Source organism: Xenorhabdus szentirmaii DSM 16338 (assembly GCF_002632585.1).
Lineage (GTDB): Bacteria > Pseudomonadota > Gammaproteobacteria > Enterobacterales > Enterobacteriaceae > Xenorhabdus > Xenorhabdus szentirmaii.
On sequence record NZ_NIBV01000002.1, the window covers coordinates 2,012,208 to 2,032,410 of the forward strand.

The window sequence follows — 20,203 nt, forward strand, 5'->3', positions numbered from 1 at the left end:
TTATCAGCTGACAGACAGCAACCCCGCGCTCTTGCTGACCCAATCTCATTTGCAGGACAAACTGGCGATACACGCTGTTCCCGTTTTCTTGCTGGATGACGACACCCGGCGCAACACGCTTGGCCGGCAACCGGACCACAACCCGGATGCCGGCCAATTGGGGCTTCAGCCACACCATCTGGCCTATATTATTTACACCTCCGGCTCCACCGGAATGCCCAAGGGCGTGATGCTGGAACACCGCAATGTGGTGAGCTTTATCCATGCCCAGCATCAAACCAGTGAACCCAAAGTGGGTGATCGCATCCTGCAATTTGCCACCGTCGCATTTGATACCTCGGTGTCGGATATTTTCCCGACCCTTGCCTCCGGTGCCACGTTGGTATTGCGTCCCCCCCATATCAGAATACCGGACATCACATTTGTTAATTTCTTGCGCCAGCAAAAAATTACCGTCATCGATTTGCCCACGGCGTTCTGGCATCACTGGGTACAGGAGACAATGGCCGGCCGCAGTGGTTTCAGCCCTCACCTGCGCACCCTGATTGTCGGGGGAGAAAAAGCGGAATATCGCCACCTGATGAGTTGGTTGTCCAACCCTGAAACGCAATCCTGCCGTTGGATTAACTCCTATGGCCCTACCGAAACGACGGTTATCGCTACCACGCTGAAATTGGATAAAAAAGAATCGGTTTATTTCGAAAATTCAATTCCAATTGGCTATCCGTTGCCCAACAGCCACATTTATATTTTGGATAAACACGGCCAGCCTGTTCCCATCGGCGTCAACGGGGAAATTCATATCGGGGGCGCGGGCGTCGCCCGTGGTTATTTGAACCGAACAGATTTAACCAACGAAAAATTCATGGCTGATCCATTCAGTGACCAGGCCGGCGCACGTATGTATAAAACCGGGGATCTGGGGCGCTGGCTGCCGGACGGCAACATTGACTACCTCGGCCGCAATGATTTTCAGGTCAAGATCCGGGGATTCCGCATTGAACCGGGTGAAATTGAAACCCAGCTGGCGGCCTGTGAGGGTGTCAGTGATGCCGTGGTTATTGCCCGTGAAGAAGAGACGGGAAATAAACAGCTGGTTGCTTACCTGATCCCACAGTCAGGTATCACCCTTCATCCCTCTGATTTGCGTGAGCAACTGAGCTCCCGTCTCATGGAACATATGCTCCCCAGTGCATTTGTGGTGCTGGATGCCTTTCCACTATCCGCCAACGGAAAATTGGATCGCAATGCGCTGCCTGCCCCGGATCACTCAGCCATCGTCAGCCGTGAATATGAAGCACCGCAAGGAAAAGCCGAACAGCAGTTGGCTGCGGTCTGGCAATCCTTGCTGGGACTGGAACAGGCAGGGCGCCATGACAATTTCTTCGAACTGGGCGGACATTCATTGCTGGTTGTCAATCTCATTGAAGAACTGCGTCAGACAGGCTTATCCCTTGATGTCAGCGCTGTTTTTTCCTCCCCGACACTGGCGGCCATGAGCGCCCGCCTGAATCAAAACCATGCTCAGGACATTGGCATACTGACTGTTCCGGAGAATCTGATCCGCGAAGACAGCCAGATCATTACGCCAGATATGCTGCCGTTGGCGGAACTGACACAAGAACAGATTGACAGGGTTGTTGCCCTCGTTCCGGAAGGGGTTGCCAATATTCAAGATATCTATCCTCTGGGACCCTTGCAGGCGGGCATCCTGTTCCACCATTTGCTGGAAACAGAAGGCGATACGTATCTGGATAACCAACTTATGGCTTTTGACAGCCGTGCACGGTTGGATAATTTCTTGCGGATATTCCAGCAGGTGATTGACCGGCACGACATCCTGCGCAGTGCAGTCCACTGGCAAGAATTGCCGGAGCCTGTGCAAGTGGTTTATCGCCGGGCGTCACTGCCAATAAAAGAACTGACATTGTCCGCAGAAGAGAGTGCTGACGAAAGCGCTGAAACACAATTACGCCGGTTAACCGATTCCCGCACAGTACGGATGGACATTACCAAAGCCCCTCTCCTGGAGGCCCATATTGCCCGGGACCCTGAATCCGGACAGTGGTTGCTCTCCTTATTGCACCACCATTTAGTTTGCGATCACCTGTCACTGAATATGGTCTTCAATGAAGTGAAGGCACTATTTTTGGGGGAAGAGGCGCATTTACCCACTCCACTGCCTTATCGTCATTTTATCGCCCAAATCCGCAGTGTGCCGCAGGAAGCGCATCAGGAGTATTTCCGCCATGTGTTGGGCGATGTGGACGAACCCACCCTGCCATTCGGATTACCTGATATGCACAATGATCCCCACGGGGCAGATCAACCCAATGAAATAGCCGAAGATGTCATTGTGCTTGATGATGACTTAGCCTGCCATCTGCGGGAATGTGCTCAGCAACAGGGCATGAGTGCTGCCGTGCTGTTCCATGTGGCATGGGCACAAGTCCTGTCGCGTTGCAGCGGGCGGGACGATGTGGTATTCGGTACTGTCCTGCTGGGGCGTTTGCAAGGTGGGATCGGTGCCTCCCGGGTACTCGGCATGTTTATCAATACCCTGCCTGTCCGGGTTCGGTTGCAGTCACGGACAGTTCAGCAAGCCGTGCAGGAAACCCACCAGCAACTGAGTGAGTTGCTGGATCACGAACAGGCACCGCTGGCCGTTGCCCAACGTTGCAGTGGCATTCAGGCTCCCTTGCCATTGTTCAATAGCTTGCTCAACTTCCGTCACAGCCCACGCGACAAAACTGAATCCGCATCTCAGGTTTGGGAAGGGGTACAGATACTCGACGGGGAAGAGCGCAGTAACTACCCGCTGTCACTGGACGTCGATGATTTCGGGGATGGATTCTCCCTTACCGCACAATGCAGCCAGCAGGTTAATCCGGCCCGCCTGAATGCTTACATGGAAATTGCGCTGAAAGAGATTGTTTCTGCATTGCAGAATGTACCGGAACAGCCAATGGGGACCATTGGTATCCTGCCTCCGGCTGAGCGCAATCAGCTATTGGTGAGTTTTAACAATACTGAACAGGCTTACCCACAGGATGCGTTGATCCACCAGCTGTTTGAGCAACAGGCAGCGCGGACTCCGGACATTACTGCACTGGTGTTTGGCGACAGCGAATTGAGTTATGCCGGACTGAATCTCCGGGCCAATCAACTGGCGCACATGCTGATTGCTTTTGGCGTGCGCCCTGACGACCGTGTTGCCCTGTGTGTCGAACGCAGCCCGGAGATGGTCATTGCCATGTTGGGCATTCTCAAGGCGGGGGCGAATTATGTTCCGCTCGATCCGGAATATCCCACCGACCGGCTGACCTACCAATTATCCGACAGCAAGCCTGTTCTGATGCTGACTCAACAGCATTTACAACCGCGTTTATCACTGCAAGGAATCCCCGTCTGGCTGCTGGATGATGATGTTTTTCAGGATAATACGGCACAACAGCCTGCACATGATCCTGATGCCAGACAACTGGGCATTCAGCCACACCATTTGGCTTATATCATTTACACCTCCGGCTCAACCGGACAGCCCAAAGGTGTCATGATTGAACACCGCAATGTGGTGGGCTTCATTCATGCCCAACATCAGATAAGCCAGCCCCAGGCAGGGGATCGCATCCTACAGTTTGCAACAATGGCCTTTGATACTTCAGTATCGGATATTTTCCCGACCCTGACATCAGGGGCAACACTGGTCCTTCGCCCTGCCCATATTCGTGTACCTGATACAACATTTGTTGACTATCTGAACCAACAAAAAATCACGCTCATCGATCTGCCGACCGCTTTCTGGCATCACTGGGTACAGGAGATGAAAGCCGGCCGCACAGGTTTCAGCCCCCATTTAAGGGCCGTCATTGTCGGCGGGGAGAAAGCCGAATTCCGTCACTGGGCAGATTGGCAATTGCTTCCGGAAACCCAGCACTGTCGTTGGATAAACACCTATGGTCCGACTGAAACCACCGTCATCGCCACTCACCTGATTATGGACAGCCATTCCGGAGCTGATGCCGTCAACGGGGTCATTCCCATTGGCTATCCAAACGCCAATACCCGGATCTATATTCTCGACCCCCAAGGCCATCCCGTGCCTCTCGGGGTCAGCGGAGAGATCCACATTGGCGGTATGGGCGTTGCCCGTGGTTACCTGAACCGGCCCGATTTAACCACAGAAAAATTTGCTGATGACCCATTCAGCCAACAACCCGGTGCACGCAGGTATAAAACCGGCGATTTGGGGCGCTGGCTGGCTGATGGGACAATCGAATATCTGGGGCGCAACGATTTTCAGGTCAAGATCCGGGGATTCCGCATCGAACCGGGGGAAATTGAAGCGCAATTGCTGGCTTGCCCCGGCGTCAGAGAAGCGCTGGTTATCACCCGTGAAGAAAACAACGGTGACAAACGACTGGTGGCTTATGTCATTCCGCAACCCGATGTCACACTGGATGCCAATGAGCTGCGTGAACAGCTTCATGCACATCTGGCCAGTTATATGATCCCCAATGCCTTTGTCATGCTGGCATCTTTCCCTCTGACGGCCAGCGGAAAAGTGGATCGTCAATCACTGCCGGCACCGGACCATGCCGCTATCGCCAGCCATGAATATAAGGCACCCGAAGGGGAAATTGAGCAACAAATTGCCACCATCATGCAAGCCCTTCTGGGGCTGGAAAAAGTGGGGCGTCATGACAGCTTCTTTGATTTGGGGGGAAATTCACTCTCAATCATTCAGTTAATGGCAAGGTTGCGTGATGAATTCCACCTTGAAATCTCCATCAGCGACATTTTTGCCCACTCCACACTGACTGAACTCGCTGAGCTGATTGCATCAAGACAACTTGAAACCTTTTTCGCGCAGGAAGATATCGAATCTCTGCAAAAAGAATTGGAGAACTTGTCTGAAGATGAACTACGTGCCCTGTTAAACGGAGATAATTAATTAAATGAGCAACAACGAACAAACCCTGATTGCATTGAGACAAGCGGTACTCCAGAAAAAAATTAAAGAACGCATTAAGAGCAGTCAGGTTGCAGACAAAAAACAGATTATGCCAAGAAGCGCGGATCAGAAAATCCTTCCTCTATCCTGGGCACAACAGCGTTTATGGCTTTTGGCACAGTTAGATCCTACTGCGCAGGCGGCATACCATATTCCTGGCGGTCTTCGCCTGCAAGGCCATTTAGATTTGAACGCCCTGCAAGCCGCATTAAACAACGTTGTCGCGCGCCATGAGATTTTGCGTACCACTGTCCGGACGCTGGAAGGCCAAGTACAACAAATTATCGGCGATCCAGATTCGGGTTTCTTTTTGGCTATGGAAGATCTCAGCCACCTTTCCGCAGCAGAACAACACACCGCTGTCGAAGACACCGCCCAGCATGAAACCAGCCAGCCCTTCGATTTTGCACAAGGCCCCCTGATCAGGGGGCGGTTGCTCCGGTTGGCTGAAAATGAGCATATTTTGCTATTAACACAGCATCACATTATTTCCGATGGCTGGTCACTCAATGTTCTGTTGGATGAACTTTCCACGCTTTATCATGCATTCAGCGAAGGACGGGATAATCCCCTCCCTCCCCTGACACTTCAGTATGCAGACTATGCCCTTTGGCAACGACAATGGCTACAGGGTGAACGGCTAGAAAAACAGGTGAACTTCTGGCGCAATGCGTTGCAGGATGCCCCTGCACTTCTGGAACTCCCCACAGACAGGCCGCTGCCGGAAAAACAGAGCTACGCCGGGGGATCTCTTGATATTGCCCTGTCGCCGGAATTAAGTGCGGGGCTGAGAGCATTCAGCCAGCGTCATGGCACAACGCTGTTCATGACCCTGCTGGCAGGATGGGCAACCCTGCTTTCCCGACTCAGCGGCCAAACCGATATCGTGGTAGGGACTCCCGTTGCCAACCGGCCACACCAAGAGCTAGAGCCGCTGATGGGTTTCTTTGTCAACACACTGGCATTGCGGGTACGGTTGGATGACAACCCGACCATCAGCGAGCTGCTGGCACGGGTCAAAAACCATGCCCTTAAAGCGTATGCACATCAGGATCTGCCATTCGAACAACTGGTTGAAGCCCTGAAACCACCGCGCAGCCTCAGCTACAGCCCTGTCTTTCAGGTCATGCTGTCCGTGGACAATACGCCCGGGCAACAGGATATCGAATTACCGGGAACGGTGATCAGTGCCATCAATCCGACAGAAAACGTTTCACAATTTGCCCTGTCGCTGTCAGTCAATGACACGGAAGAGGGGCTAACCGGTGATCTGGAATATTCAAGCGATCTGTTTGACCCTGCCAGCATTGAGCGCATAGCAGGCTACCTGAAAACGATGCTGGCTGCCATGATCAGGGACGATACACAACGGGTGGAACATTTACCGCTGTTGCAGCCACAACAACGTGCCCAAGTTTTACAGGATTTCAATAAAGGCACATTGTCATACCCGCAAAGCTTGCTGATCCACCAACTGTTTGAACAACAAGCAGAACGAACGCCGAATGCCACAGCGCTCGTCTTCGGTGAAAACCAACTCAGTTATGCGGCGCTGAATCAACGCGCCAACCAATTGGCGCATCACTTGATCGCTTCTGGCGTGCGCCCTGATGATCGTATCGCAATCTGTGCAGAGCGCAGTTTCGATTTAATCATTGGCATCTATGCCATCCTCAAAGCAGGCGCGGGGTATATTCCTCTTGATCCTGAATACCCTGCGGAACGTCTGGCCTATCAATTATCCGACAGCCAGCCTGTATTATTGCTGACCCAGCAGCATTTGCAGGCCCGCTTGCCTATAGACGGCATAAAAGCAGAAGGCATGAAAGTCTGGTTGCTGGATGACAAAAGCCACCAAGAAAGCGTAGCGCTGCAAACCACCGACAATCCCGATCACCACCAGCTGGGACTTCAGCCACACCATCTGGCTTATATCATCTATACTTCCGGTTCAACGGGAATGCCCAAAGGCGTGATGCTGGAACACCGCAATGTGGTCAGTTTCATCCATGCACAGTTTCAGGTCAGTGAACCTGAATTAGGGGATCGTGTCCTGCAATTTGCCACCGTCGCATTTGATACCTCGGTATCGGATATTTTTCCCACCCTTGCCTCCGGTGCCACGCTGGTTCTGCGTCCTCCGCATGTCAGAATTCCTGATATCACCTTTGTTACTTTTTTACGTGAACAAAAGATCACTATCATAGATATGCCCACCGCGTTCTGGCATCACTGGGTACAGGAAATGATGGCAGGCCGCAGTGGTTTCACGCCTTATCTGCGAACCTTAATTGTCGGGGGCGAAAAGGCTGAACTGCGACATCTGCTGAATTGGTTGTCCAACCCTGAAACACAATCCTGTCGCTGGGTTAATTCCTATGGCCCGACGGAAGCCACCGTCATCGCCACGACATTGACACTGGAAAAATTAACGCAGGAAAACCGGAATGCGTTGCATCTCGGACACGAGATCCCCATTGGTTACCCACTGCCCAATTCCCGCATTTATATTTTGGATAAGCACAATCAGCCCGTTCCTGTCGGCGTGGGCGGAGAAATCCATATTGGTGGAACGGGAATTGCCCGTGGTTATCTGAACCGAACAGATTTAACCAACGAAAAATTCATGGCTGACCCATTCAGTGACCAGGCCGGCGCACGTATGTATAAAACCGGCGATTTGGGTCGCTGGTTGCCCAATGGCACGATTGAATATCTGGGGCGCAATGACTTTCAGGTCAAAATACGCGGTTTCCGCATTGAACCGGGGGAAATTGAGGCTCAGCTGGCAAACTGTGAAGGCGTCAAAGATGCGGTAGTCATCCCCCGTGAAGAGGGAATGGGCGATAAACGCCTCGTTGCGTACCTGATCCCACAATCAGGTGTTGTACTCAGCCCTTCTCGGCTACGTGAACAACTGAGTACCCGATTGATGGATCACATGCTCCCCAGCGCCTTTGTGATACTGGATGCCTTTCCGGTGTCTGCCAATGGCAAGTTGGATCGCAAGGCATTGCCGGCGCCTGATCATACCGCCATTGTCAACCGTGAATATGAAGCTCCCCAGGGTGAAATCGAGCAAACACTGGCGGAAATCTGGCAATCCCTGCTGAACCTGAAACAGGTGGGACGCCAGGATAATTTCTTTGAGCTGGGCGGGCATTCTTTATTGGTGGTCAATCTGATAGAACAGCTGCGCCAGCAAGATTTATCGCTTGATGTCAGTGCTGTTTTCTCCGCTCCCTCCTTAATGACCATGAGTACCCGCATTAGCCAGAATAATGATGGCCCTCAGGTCACCACGCCAGACGTACCGCCAAACCTCATTCATGCAGACAGCCGGATCATTACCCCTGACATGCTGCCCTTGGTGGAACTGGAACAAGATCAGATTGACCAAATCATCGCCCATGTCACCGGCGGCATTCCGAATATCCAAGATATCTACCCGTTGGGCCCCTTGCAGGAAGGCATTTTGTTCCATTATTTGCTGGAAACAGAAGGTGATCTCTATCTGGATAATCACTTGATGATTTTTGACAGCCGGGCGCGACTGGACAGTTTCTTGCAGGCACTCCAGTTTGTCATTGACCGGCATGACATCCTGCGCAGCGCGGTTCACTGGAAAGAACTGCTTAAACCGGTACAGGTTGTCTATCGTCATGCACCACTGCCGATTATTGAACACACATTGTCATCAGAGGAATTGTCATCAGAGGAATTGCCAACGAAGGAAGATGCTGAAACGCAGCTGCGCCGCCTCACCGATACCAGTGCCATGCGGATTGACATCAACAAGGCACCATTGCTGGCAGCGCATATTGCCCAAGATCCTGCTTCCGGGAAATGGATGTTTTCTTTGTTATATCACCATTTGGTTTGTGACCATATTTCGCTGGATATCATCTTCAATGAAATACAATCACGGCTATCGGGAAAAAGCGACAGCCTGCCCCAGCCCCTGCCTTATCGCAATTTTATTGCCCAGATCAACAAAATACCGTTGGAAGCGCATCAGGCTTATTTCCGTGAACTGCTGGGTGATGTAGAAGAACCCACCCTTCCCTTTGGGTTGCAGGATGTTCAGGGCAATAACATCATTGAAGCAATCGTGGAAAATACTTTTACACTGGACAGCAAACTCGCCCAGGATCTGCGCGAATGTGCACGACAGCTGGGAATGAGTACCGCGGTACTGTTCCATGTAGCATGGGCACAAGTGCTGGCACGATGCAGCGGACGGGACGATGTGGTATTCGGTACGGTACTCCTGGGGCGTCTGCAAGGCGGGGCCGGTGCTGCCGAAGTCCTTGGCATGTTTATCAATACTTTGCCTGTCCGCGTTAAATTACAGGCACGTTCCGTCAGGCAAGTTATTCAGGAGACTTACCAGCAGCTAAGTTCACTCCTCGAACATGAGCAGGCGCCATTGGCCATTGTTCAGCGTTGCAGTGGCATTCAGGCACCGTTGCCGCTGTTTAATAGCCTGCTCAATTTCCGCCATAATTCACGCGACAATGAAGATGAAGGGTCGGCATCACAGGTTTGGGAAGGCATTCAGGAACTGGACAGCCAAGAACACAGCAACTATCCGCTGTCGCTGGATGTCGATGATTTTGATGACGGATTTTCCCTTACCGCCCAATGCAATCAGCAAATTAACCCGGTTTGCATCAACGCCTATATGAATACGGTGCTGAAAAGACTGGTAACCGCATTAAGGCGCTCGCCCGAACTCACGATGAAAGAAATTGATGTCTTGCCACAGGCCGAGCGTGATCAATTGCTGGGAGAGTTCAATGATACCGCCGTCAACCTTCCGCAAGATATCTTGATTCACCAATTGTTCGAACAGCAGGCAGCACGCACACCTGATGCCATTGCGCTGGTATCTGAAGATAGCCAGCTGAGTTATGCAGAGCTGAACCAGCATGCCAACCAATTGGCACATTATCTGATGGCATCGGGCGTGCAGCCGGATGATCGCGTCGCCATTTGTGTCGATCGCAGCCCGGATATGATTATTGGCATGTATGGCATTCTCAAAGCCGGCGCAGGTTATATTCCCCTTGATCCGGAATACCCCCCGGAACGGCTGGCTTACCAGTTATCAGACAGTAAGCCCGCGTTATTGCTGACTCAGCACCATTTAAAGAACAAATTGTTAAAGGACAAGTTGTTAAAGGATAAATTGTTAAAGGATAAATTGCCCCTCCACGATGTGCCCGTCTTGCTGCTGGATGACGAAAACCAGCGCAGCACATTGGCCCGGCAACCTACCCATAATCCTGATAGCGGCCAAATGGGACTTAAGCCGGACCATCTGGCTTATGTCATCTATACGTCAGGCTCAACCGGAATGCCCAAAGGCGTGATGCTGGAACATCGTAACGTGGTAAATTTCATTCATGCCCAACGCCAAACCAGCAATCCCCAACCGGGTGATCGCATCCTGCAATTTGCCACTGTCGCGTTCGATACTTCCGTGTCTGATATTTTCCCGACGCTGGCCTCTGGCGCAACTCTGGTTCTGCGGCCGCCTCATATCAGAATACCGGATACCACCTTTGTCACGTTCCTGCGGGAACAAAAAATCACCATCATGGATATGCCCACCGCATTCTGGCACCACTGGGTACAGGAAATGATGGCAGGGCGCAGCCATTTCAGCCCTTATCTGCACACCATTATTGTCGGCGGGGAGAAAGCAGAGCACCGCCATTTGATGGGATGGCTGTCCAGCCCGGAAACACAAGCCTGTCGCTGGATCAACTCCTATGGCCCGACAGAAACAACGGTCATTGCCACCACCTTGACAATCAATGACAAACACTCTTCGGATAATTCGCCGGATAGCGCTTCGTTCTCCGCTGATAACATTCCAACCGATAATATTCCCATTGGCTGCCCACTGCCCAATACCCGTGTCTATATTTTGGATTCCCTTGGTCAGATTGTTCCTGTTGGCGTATGCGGTGAAATTCATATTGGCGGGGCCGGTGTTGCCCGTGGTTATCTGAACCGCCCTGATCTGACAAATGAAAAATTTGTGACCGATCCATTCAGCAAACAGCCCGATGCCCGCATGTATAAAACCGGTGATTTAGGCCGCTGGTTGCCCAATGGCATGATCGAATATCTGGGACGCAATGACTTTCAAATCAAAATACGCGGCTTCCGCATTGAGTTGGGGGAAATTGAAGCCCAACTGGTACATTGCGAAGGGGTCAGCGATGCGATTGTCATCGCCCGGGAAGACGGAAATGGTGACAAACGTCTGGTGGCTTATGTAATCCCGCAAACCGGAGTCACACTTACCCCTGCGGCACTGCGCGAACAGCTCAGTATCAGCCTGATGGATTATATGCTCCCCGGCGCATTTGTGATGCTGGATGCTTTCCCGATGTCTGCCAACGGTAAATTGGATCGCGAGTCGTTACCTGCCCCCGATCATACCGCTACCGTCAGCCGTGAGTACGAAGCACCACAAGGGGAAAACGAGCAAAAACTGGCGACTGTCTGGCAATCCCTGCTGGGGCTGGAACATGTCGGACGCCATGACCATTTCTTCGAACTTGGGGGACATTCCCTGCTGGTGGTCAGCCTGATAGAACAATTGCGCCAGCAAGGTTTATCCCTTGATGTCAGTGCCGCATTCTCTGCACCGACGCTCTCTGCCATGAGCGCCCGCCTGAGTGAAAACAGCGGACAGGATACCGGTGCACAGGCTGTGCCGCCAAACCTTATCCGGCCCGATAGTCAGGCCATTACGCCAGATATGCTGCCCCTGGTGGAACTGACACAGGCGCAAATCGACCAGATTGTGGACAACGTACCGGGCGAGGTTGCCAATATTCAGGACATCTACCCGCTCGGGCCATTGCAGGAAGGTATTTTGTTTCACCACTTGCTGGAAGAAAAAGGGGATACTTACCTCGAAAACATACTCGTCAGTTTTGACAGCCGGGCCAGACTGGATAATTTCTTGCAGGCACTCCAGCAGGTCATTGACCGGCATGACATTCAGCGCAGCGCCTTCCATTGGCAGGAATTGCCTGCACCGGTGCAGGTCGTTTACCGCCACGCGCCACTGCCGATGACAGAAGTGACGCTGTCGGCGGAAGAAAGTGCAGACACCCAGTTACAACGTCTCACTGATCCGGACACCATTCGACTGGATATCACTAAAGCTCCGTTATTGGCCGGTTACATTGCCAAAGATCCCCATTCCGAACGCTGGTGGCTGGGTTTATTGCATCACCATCTGGTCTGTGACCATTTATCACTGGAAATCATGTTCAGTGAAATACAGATGCTGCTTACGGGTGATGCAGACCACCTCCCCGCGACCGTTCCTTATCGCAATTTTATTGCCCAGACACGCAAAGTCCCTCTTGAAGTGCACAAGGCCTACTTTCAACAACTGTTGGGGGATGTGGAAGAGCCGACACTTCCCTTTGGGTTATTGGATGTACAGGGAGGCAATCGTGATGAAGACAAGGAGGAACACACGGAAATCGTGGAGGATACCTTCACGCTGGATAACGGGCTGGCTCAGCAAATCCGTGATTGTGCCCGCCAGCAGGGCATCAGTTCAGCAGTACTGTTCCATGTCGCATGGGCACAGGTTTTGGCGCAATGCTGTGGCCGGGATGATGTGGTATTCGGCACCGTACTCCTGGGCCGTCTGCAAGGCGGGGCGGGTGCATCCCAGGTACTTGGCATGTTTATCAATACCCTGCCTGTCCGTATCCCATTGCAGGGACGTTCCGTCAAACAAGCCGTACAGGAAACCTATCAGCACCTGAGCGAATTATTGGATCATGAACAAACACCGCTGGCGATAGCCCAACGGTGCAGCCGTGTTCCGGCATCACTGCCACTGTTTAACAGCCTGCTCAATTTCCGCCACAGCCCGCATGATGATGAGCAATCCGATTTACCGGCGTGGGAAGGCATTCAGGAGCAAGAAAGTGAAGAACGCAGTAACTATCCCCTGTCACTGGACGTAGACGACTTTGATGACGGATTTGAACTGACGGCCCAATGCAACCGGCAAGTTAACCCTGCCCGCATTAATGCTTATGTTAATGCGGCATTGAAAGGGATTGTAACCGCCCTGCTGCATTCGCCGGAACAAGCCATTCAGACCATCAATATCCTGCCAGAGGCAGAACGCCATCAGTTATTGGTGGATTTTAACGACACGGATCTGGCATACCCGCAGGATATGTTGGTTCATCAGTTGTTCGAGCAACAAGTGGAACGAACGCCTGATGCCACGGCACTCATTTTCGGCCACCAACAATTAAGCTATGCCGAGCTGAACCGCCATGCCAACCAGTTGGCACATCATCTGATTGCAGCCGGTGTACGACCGGATGATCGCGTGGCCATTTACGTTGAGCGCAGTCCGGAGATGGTCATTGGCATGTACGGCATTCTGAAAGCGGGAGCCGGTTATATTCCCCTCGATCCCGATTATCCGGCCGAACGATTGGGCTACCAATTAGCCGATAGCCAACCCGCGCTATTGCTGACCCAGCAACATTTGCAAGGACGGCTGCCAACGCAGGGAATGCCTGTTTGGTTGTTGGATGATGACCTGCACCGCAAGAATGTGGCAAAACAGCCTGAGCATAACCCTGATATCCGGCAACTGGGGCTTTTGCCGAATCATCTGGCCTATATCATTTATACTTCCGGTTCAACCGGACAGCCCAAGGGCGTGATGCTGGAACACCGCAACGTGGTGAACTTTATCCACGCCCAGCATCAGACCAGTGAACCACAATCAGGCGATCGCATCCTGCAATTTGCTACGATGGCGTTTGATACCTCGGTGTCAGATATTTTCCCGACCCTTGCCTCAGGCGCAACCCTGGTGCTGCGCCCTGCGCATATCCGGGTGCCGGATGAAGAATTTGTCGCCCTGTTAAATGAGCAGAGAATCACCATCATTGATATCCCTACCGCATTCTGGCATCTGTGGGTGCAAGAAATCGCCGCCGGACATTGCGGTATCGGCCAATACCTGCGCACCGTGATTGTCGGCGGTGAAAAAGCGGAATTGCGACACCTGATAAGCTGGCAATCCATGCCAGAAACCCGGGCTTGCCGTTGGATCAACTCCTATGGCCCAACCGAAGCGACAGTCATTGCGACAACACTGAAATTAAATGGCAACCCATCAGCAGATTTCGTTGATCATATTCCGATTGGCTACCCGCTGCCCAATACCCGTATTTATATTCTGGATACGTTCGGGCAACCCGTTCCCCTCGGGGTCAGTGGAGAGATCCACATTGGCGGCGCAAGTGTGGCGCGGGGTTATCTCAACCAGCCGGAATTAACCGCAGAAAAATTTGTTACCGATCCTTTCAATGAAAAACCCGATGCACGTATGTATAAAACAGGGGATTTAGGCCGCTGGTTACCTGACGGCACCATTGAATATCTGGGACGCAATGATTTTCAGGTCAAGATACGTGGTTTCCGCATTGAATTGGGAGAAATTGAAACTCAACTGACAGCTTGTGAAGGTGTCCGGGATGCGGTTGTTATCGCACGGGAAGAAGACAATGGGGAAAAACGCCTTGTCGCCTATGTGATCCCTCAATTCATGCCACCGTCCGGCATCCCCCTTACGCCTTCTCAATTGCGCGAACAATTAAGTTCCCGCCTGATGGACAATATGCTCCCCAGTGCATTTGTTATCTTGGATGCCTTCCCGCTCTCTGCCAATGGCAAACTGGATCGCAAGGCACTCCCGGCACCGGATGAATCTGCCATGACCACTCAAGGCCATGAAGCGCCAATGGGTGAGACGGAGAATGTCGTGGCCGGTGTATGGCGAGAATGTCTCGGTTTAGGGCAGGTCGGGCGCCACAATCACTTCTTCGAACTGGGGGGGCACTCCCTGCTGACCTTGCAGGTCGTTATGCGCTTGCGTCAGGTATTGCAGCGGGATATTGCAGTGCGTGATTTTCTTGCCTATCCGACAGTGAGTGAATTCGCCGCGTTTATCCAGTCGGATACTTCGCCCACCCGGCAAAACCATTTAGTGACTATCCGCAAAGGCAATCCGGCCCAAAATGCCAAACCTGCGCTGTTCCTTGTTCATCCGGTCGCCGGCAGCATCGATTATGCATACGACCTTGCTCCTTACATTGATGACAAAGAGAGAGCCATTTACGGGATTGTCGCCAACGAGATACAGGAAGACGAAAATACCCCCATTGACTTAAAAGACAGGGCCAAAGAGTACGTTGCCTCCATTCGTCAGGCGCAAATCCAAGGACCCTATTGCCTGGCAGGTTGGTCCATCGGTGGCAATATCGCCTATGAAATGGCCTGCCAACTGATTGCAGAAGGTGAAACCGTGAAGTTTATCGGACTCCTTGATACCCATGCCAATTATGAAGAGGCATACTCGCAGGAAGAAAAAGAAGCGGGATTTATCTTTGATGAAGTTGCCATTTTAGCGGATAAACTTTTGAACGATTGCCCTGACGACAGACGGGATGAAATAAATGCACTCATACTGAAACATGACTTTGACGCAATGCTAATGTGGGCACAGCAACACGAACTGCTGCCGTCTGACCTTTCTGCGGAAAATATCAGGCAACACCTCATCTTGTATCACAACCTCTCAGTTGCGGCGAACGACTACACCCCGTCAACGTGCCCGGCAAGTGCCCGAATTACCCTTTTCAAGGCAACCGAGCGAGAACAAGAAGAAGCGCCTGAGCACAGCGTCAGCCTTGGCTGGGACAAAACCGTCCCACAGGCACAACTCACCGTCGTTGATATTACAGGCTCCCATGATTCTATTATGCAGCCGCCTAATATCCAGTTTGTCGGCAAAGCTTTACTTGATGCCTTGATAAGCGAAGAGATGAACGAATAAAGGAGATTGGTATACTGTCGACATCCTCCTCATCCTTTAGGGCGAAGAGGGTGTCAAATCCAGCAATATGATAGAGTTCCAGATTCAATGGAATATTGGCGTTTGATGGGTTTTAGTTTCATCGTCATGCCCCATTGTTATGGTAATTAGGCTAACAGGCTTTTGAGGTATCCGAATTTAATATCCCCTGCAAATAAAGTTAAAAAACCTCTAATTGCCGATAATAGTCATTAACCATCAGTTATTTCTTTTTATCCAATCCTTGACAGGTTTAACCCATTCAGGATTAGGTCTAAAAAACACTCCGTGTGATTGCCCTGTATCTATTAAAAGTTCATCATATGAACGTATATTATCACCACTATTGTTTTTTATTCCATCACATGAACCTACTTCATCAGACTTTTCTATCACTGAATAAACATGCCCATAAAGCTTATATTTTTTATTACGTTGTATCTCATTAGAACAAGCGGCTAATATGATGTAACTTATATTTTTATTTTTTAATTCAGTAGCGGAATAAATTGTTATTTCACCCCCTCTTGAAAAACCTATTATTGTGATATTTTGAGGTAAAACCCCCGCCTTAATGAGCTTATTAATGTCATTGTTTAACTTCTTTGCATATTCGAAAGGATTGGTATTTTTAGGCCGATGGTAAGCAATGAGATGATAATCCGGATCAGATAAACTTTCCTTCACACCCGGAAAATCATATACTCCCCAATGGGGTTTACTAGGATTTACAGGTTTTTCAATATTTCCTTCCAAAACTTTACCATGATTATAAAAAACATACTTTTCATCTGGATTGATATTTTTGGGAAACTCATCAAAAACAACATTTGCCCATGAGATTAATGGTGCCAACAACAATATTGTGACCAATAATTTATTTTTCATGTTTTTACTCTTAAATTATATAATATGAAATTAACAGATTAAGTGCAGCAGATGAAATATTAAAAAAAGAAATCAACTGCGGTAAATCCCACAGCCATTACGCTTGAAATCGCAGCCTGAAATGCATAAATAAATCAGGCAGTATCGACAGTTGACTCAAGGATAAAAATATCAGCTTTAAGCCTTACATGCCAAAGAATATTCACAACGCTATATCGCAAAAAATATCCGTGTTCATTACAGCGCCGTTTCATAGGAATAGGAATTGAAACGTCATACGGCAAAAACTCAGGATCTGCTGATGCATTGAAAGATCATCGGAAAAAAACGCGTTCCAGTTCAGAAAACAACATGCCTGACACGGAAATATATTGTCTGGCGGATTATTAATGACTGATTATCCGGGTATTTGTATGGTAATAAAGGGTATTTATCACAGACGTTATGCGATGAGCTGAAAGAGGAAAGCCTTACACTCATTACCAACGTTCGCCGTAATCTGAAAGGAAGTTTTTATCACTTTGGGATAAGGTGATGTTAAGGAAATGATTTTTAATAGAAACCGTCAATGATCAATTGAAAAATATTTCTCAGATAGAACACTCAAGACATCGGAGTGTTGTCGGCTTTTTGTTAGAGGTCGTATCAGGCTTAATTGCTTATACGTTCCAACCGAAAAAACCGAGCTTAGGTTTACGTGATCAGGAAATCGCTGTATTTAAACAGAGTTGAGGTTAATCAAAAAGCCGGATTACCAATGGGATAATTCCGGCCTGACCGTTGACTTAACAATATCCATAATAAATGGAAATCACTGATTTTAATTTGGGTAGTCAAGAACCCAAACAGGTTGACTTACCCTATTCCCTGCTCTAGCAAGGATTTTCCCGGTATGCAGCCCGACAGACGGGCAGGTGTTCACTGTGTTCAGGCCAGAATTACAGACAGGGAAGGTTTAATCACATCAAGTGCTTCTTACCTGCCTTTTTCGTGATGTATGAGGTGACCGAGATCGTTATCGGCAGATTTGTCATGAAATTCATGAGAAATGAGGGAATGAATTTTCCTTCATTCATTGTCAGAAAATCGATTATGTGCCGACTTTTTCAGCAGCTTTCTTCACGCTGTCCTGATGTTTTTTATTAGTTGACGCTGATTGAAAACTCATTTTTACATGGGATAAACCAATATGAATGATAGTAAAAATCATGAATAAACATTCGTGCCCTGACAGTTTCCAATACAATATCAGAAGCTGTCAGGGCACGTTTTTATATTCCAGCAGCTCAATACCAGCGGAATATTTTCATTCCCGCAATAAATATCACAACACCGAACAGGCTCAGGATAATGACTGCCGGAATGACCTGCATCACATCCCCTCCTTCGATAAATATTTTGCGCATATTATCCGCCAGAATGGTCAACGGCAGGTATTCGACGATATTTGCCATCCATTCGGGGAATTTTTTGTAGCTGAAGAAGATCCCTGAAAGCAGAACTTGTATCAAAATCGTCACCTCCAGCAATCCGTTGGCTGTCTGGCCCTTGCGCGCACGGGATGCCACCAGGACTGCCATGCCCGAGAAACAGATATTGCCGGCGAATAACAATAGCAGGAAGGCATAAAACGACCCTTGCATTTCAATATCAAAGTAAATTTCCGCGAACCAATAAATGATGAGTATTTCAACGAAATTGATGATGAAACAGGCCAGTATGTGAGCCATCAAAAATAGGGACTTTTTCATTGGGGTGATGCACATCTGGCGTGTCACCTGTGTAATGCGTTTTTCGGCCAGTGCCCAACCGACGGCGATCAGGCAGGTTTCCATGATAGCCATTGCCAGCAATCCCGGTATGAGGAAATCCAGATAGCGCAAACCGGGGGTTTCCAGAATGAAGAGTGCGTTATCTGCCTGTTCAGTTTTCTGCTGATTGAGCAGGTAGTATGTCAACAGGGCATCACTGTTCTGGGGATCAATCGAATAAATGCGCTGCCCCTCTCCATTTTGTTCAATAAACATCTGGATATCACCCCGTTTCAGCCCCAGAACCACGGCATCACGATCGGGGTAATATTTGATGCGGTATTTGACTTTCACCAGATTATCACGCTTGATCTCCTTCTGGTTGACAATGCCGGAGATAACGTGCTCCTGTGCCACAAGCGCCTCTCCCCATGCTTTTATTTTCTGCTGTTCCGTAATTCCCGTGGGTAAAACAATGCCAACGTCTCTTTCTGGGACACTCTGGGATGAAAACGAAAGGCCCAGCAACCAAACCAACAAAAGCGGGAAACCAAATGACCAGAACAAAATTTCAGGTTCACGCAGGTATTGTCTGAACTGGGTTGTCATTAAATTGATAAGCGAGCTATTCATGGAATCGTCTCCCTGCCAATGTCATGAACAAGTCATCCAATGTTTTTTTCCTGACCACCAATTCATTGATATTGACGTTGACTTGTTTAGCAAATTCAAAAAGATAGACCACGAAGCTGGTTGACTCATTGGTCATCATATAGATTTTGTTTTTCTTTTTATCGAACTCATAACTCAAGACTTGGGCATGTTGGCTCAATGGCTGTAAACGCTCAGGAAATTGCGTGCTTAATTCCACCCAATCACCGTGACAATATTGTTTCAGCAAATTATCCATACTGCCCTGCGCGATGATTTCCCCCTTGTTCATGATGCAAATGCGATCACAAAGATATTCCGCCTCCTCCATGTAATGGGTGGTCAGCAGCATAGTGGATTGTTTTTCCCGGTTAAGTTTGCGCAGAATATCCCAGGTATCGTGGCGGAATCTGGGGTCCAATCCGGTTGTGGGTTCGTCCAGTATCAGAATTTCCGGCTCATTCATGATAGCGACCCCCAGAGCCAGTCGCTGCCGTTGTCCCCCGGACAGCCCTTCCACATAGGCTTTGCGCTTTTCGGTCAGTTCAACCAACTCCATGACATCTTGTGTCCGTTGGCGGGAACAACCATAGAAGCTGCCAAAAAGATTCAGTATTTCTTCGACCTTAAGTTTCCTGATAAACAAGGTTTCTTGCAGGACACCACTGAGGCGTTGGCGCAGGTAAGGGGAATCTTGCTGCCATGTTCTGCCCAGCACCCGCACGGCCCCTGAATCCTGTTTTTTCAGGCCCTGCAATATTTCGACCAATGTTGTCTTGCCCGCCCCATTCGGACCCAGCAGCCCAATGAACTCACCACGCTTAACCTCCAGCGTAATGCCTTTGAGCGCCTGAAAGTCTTTGTAATGTTTGCGGACTTGATCGAACTCAATCACTTTCTCACCGTCTTGGGTGCTGTGTTGGATACCATGTTGAATACTGTGTTGAATACCCATAAGGTTCCTGTATC

Annotated in this window: 5 protein-coding genes and 1 pseudogene; 3 read left to right on the plus strand and 3 right to left on the minus strand. The window is 49.9% G+C overall.

Going from position 1 to position 20,203, the window contains the following annotated elements:
* Positions 1–4,954 (plus strand): non-ribosomal peptide synthetase (locus tag Xsze_RS18250; protein ID WP_143707588.1); only part of this gene is annotated, 4,954 nt, incomplete at its 5' end.
* Positions 4,955–4,958: 4 nt separating this feature from the next.
* Complete coding sequence (locus Xsze_RS18255) at positions 4,959–15,926, plus strand: non-ribosomal peptide synthetase (RefSeq protein ID WP_099139155.1); 10,968 nt, start codon at positions 4,959–4,961, stop codon at positions 15,924–15,926.
* 237 nt (positions 15,927–16,163) lie between these two features.
* Here the strand turns inward: Xsze_RS18255 and Xsze_RS18260 are convergent, their stop codons facing one another.
* Positions 16,164–16,832: an esterase gene (locus Xsze_RS18260; RefSeq protein ID WP_038241254.1), complete on the minus strand. Its 669-nt coding sequence runs from the start codon at positions 16,830–16,832 to the stop codon at positions 16,164–16,166.
* A 397-nt stretch (positions 16,833–17,229) separates the two neighbouring features.
* Between Xsze_RS18260 and Xsze_RS18265 the strand changes: the two are divergent.
* Positions 17,230–17,564 (plus strand): annotated as a pseudogene (locus Xsze_RS18265) (transposase); the annotation flags it as partial.
* Positions 17,565–18,118: 554 nt separating this feature from the next.
* Here the strand turns inward: Xsze_RS18265 and Xsze_RS18270 are convergent.
* Both Xsze_RS18270 and Xsze_RS18275 read right to left on the minus strand, forming a co-directional pair.
* Complete coding sequence (locus tag Xsze_RS18270) at positions 18,119–19,216, minus strand: ABC transporter permease (protein WP_038241256.1); 1,098 nt, start codon at positions 19,214–19,216, stop codon at positions 18,119–18,121.
* A complete protein-coding gene (locus tag Xsze_RS18275; RefSeq protein ID WP_051462550.1) occupies positions 19,209–20,189 on the minus strand; it encodes an ABC transporter ATP-binding protein in 981 nt (326 codons plus the stop codon). Before Xsze_RS18275 ends, Xsze_RS18270 begins: the two co-directional genes overlap by 8 nt.
* Positions 20,190–20,203: the final 14 nt, after the last annotated feature.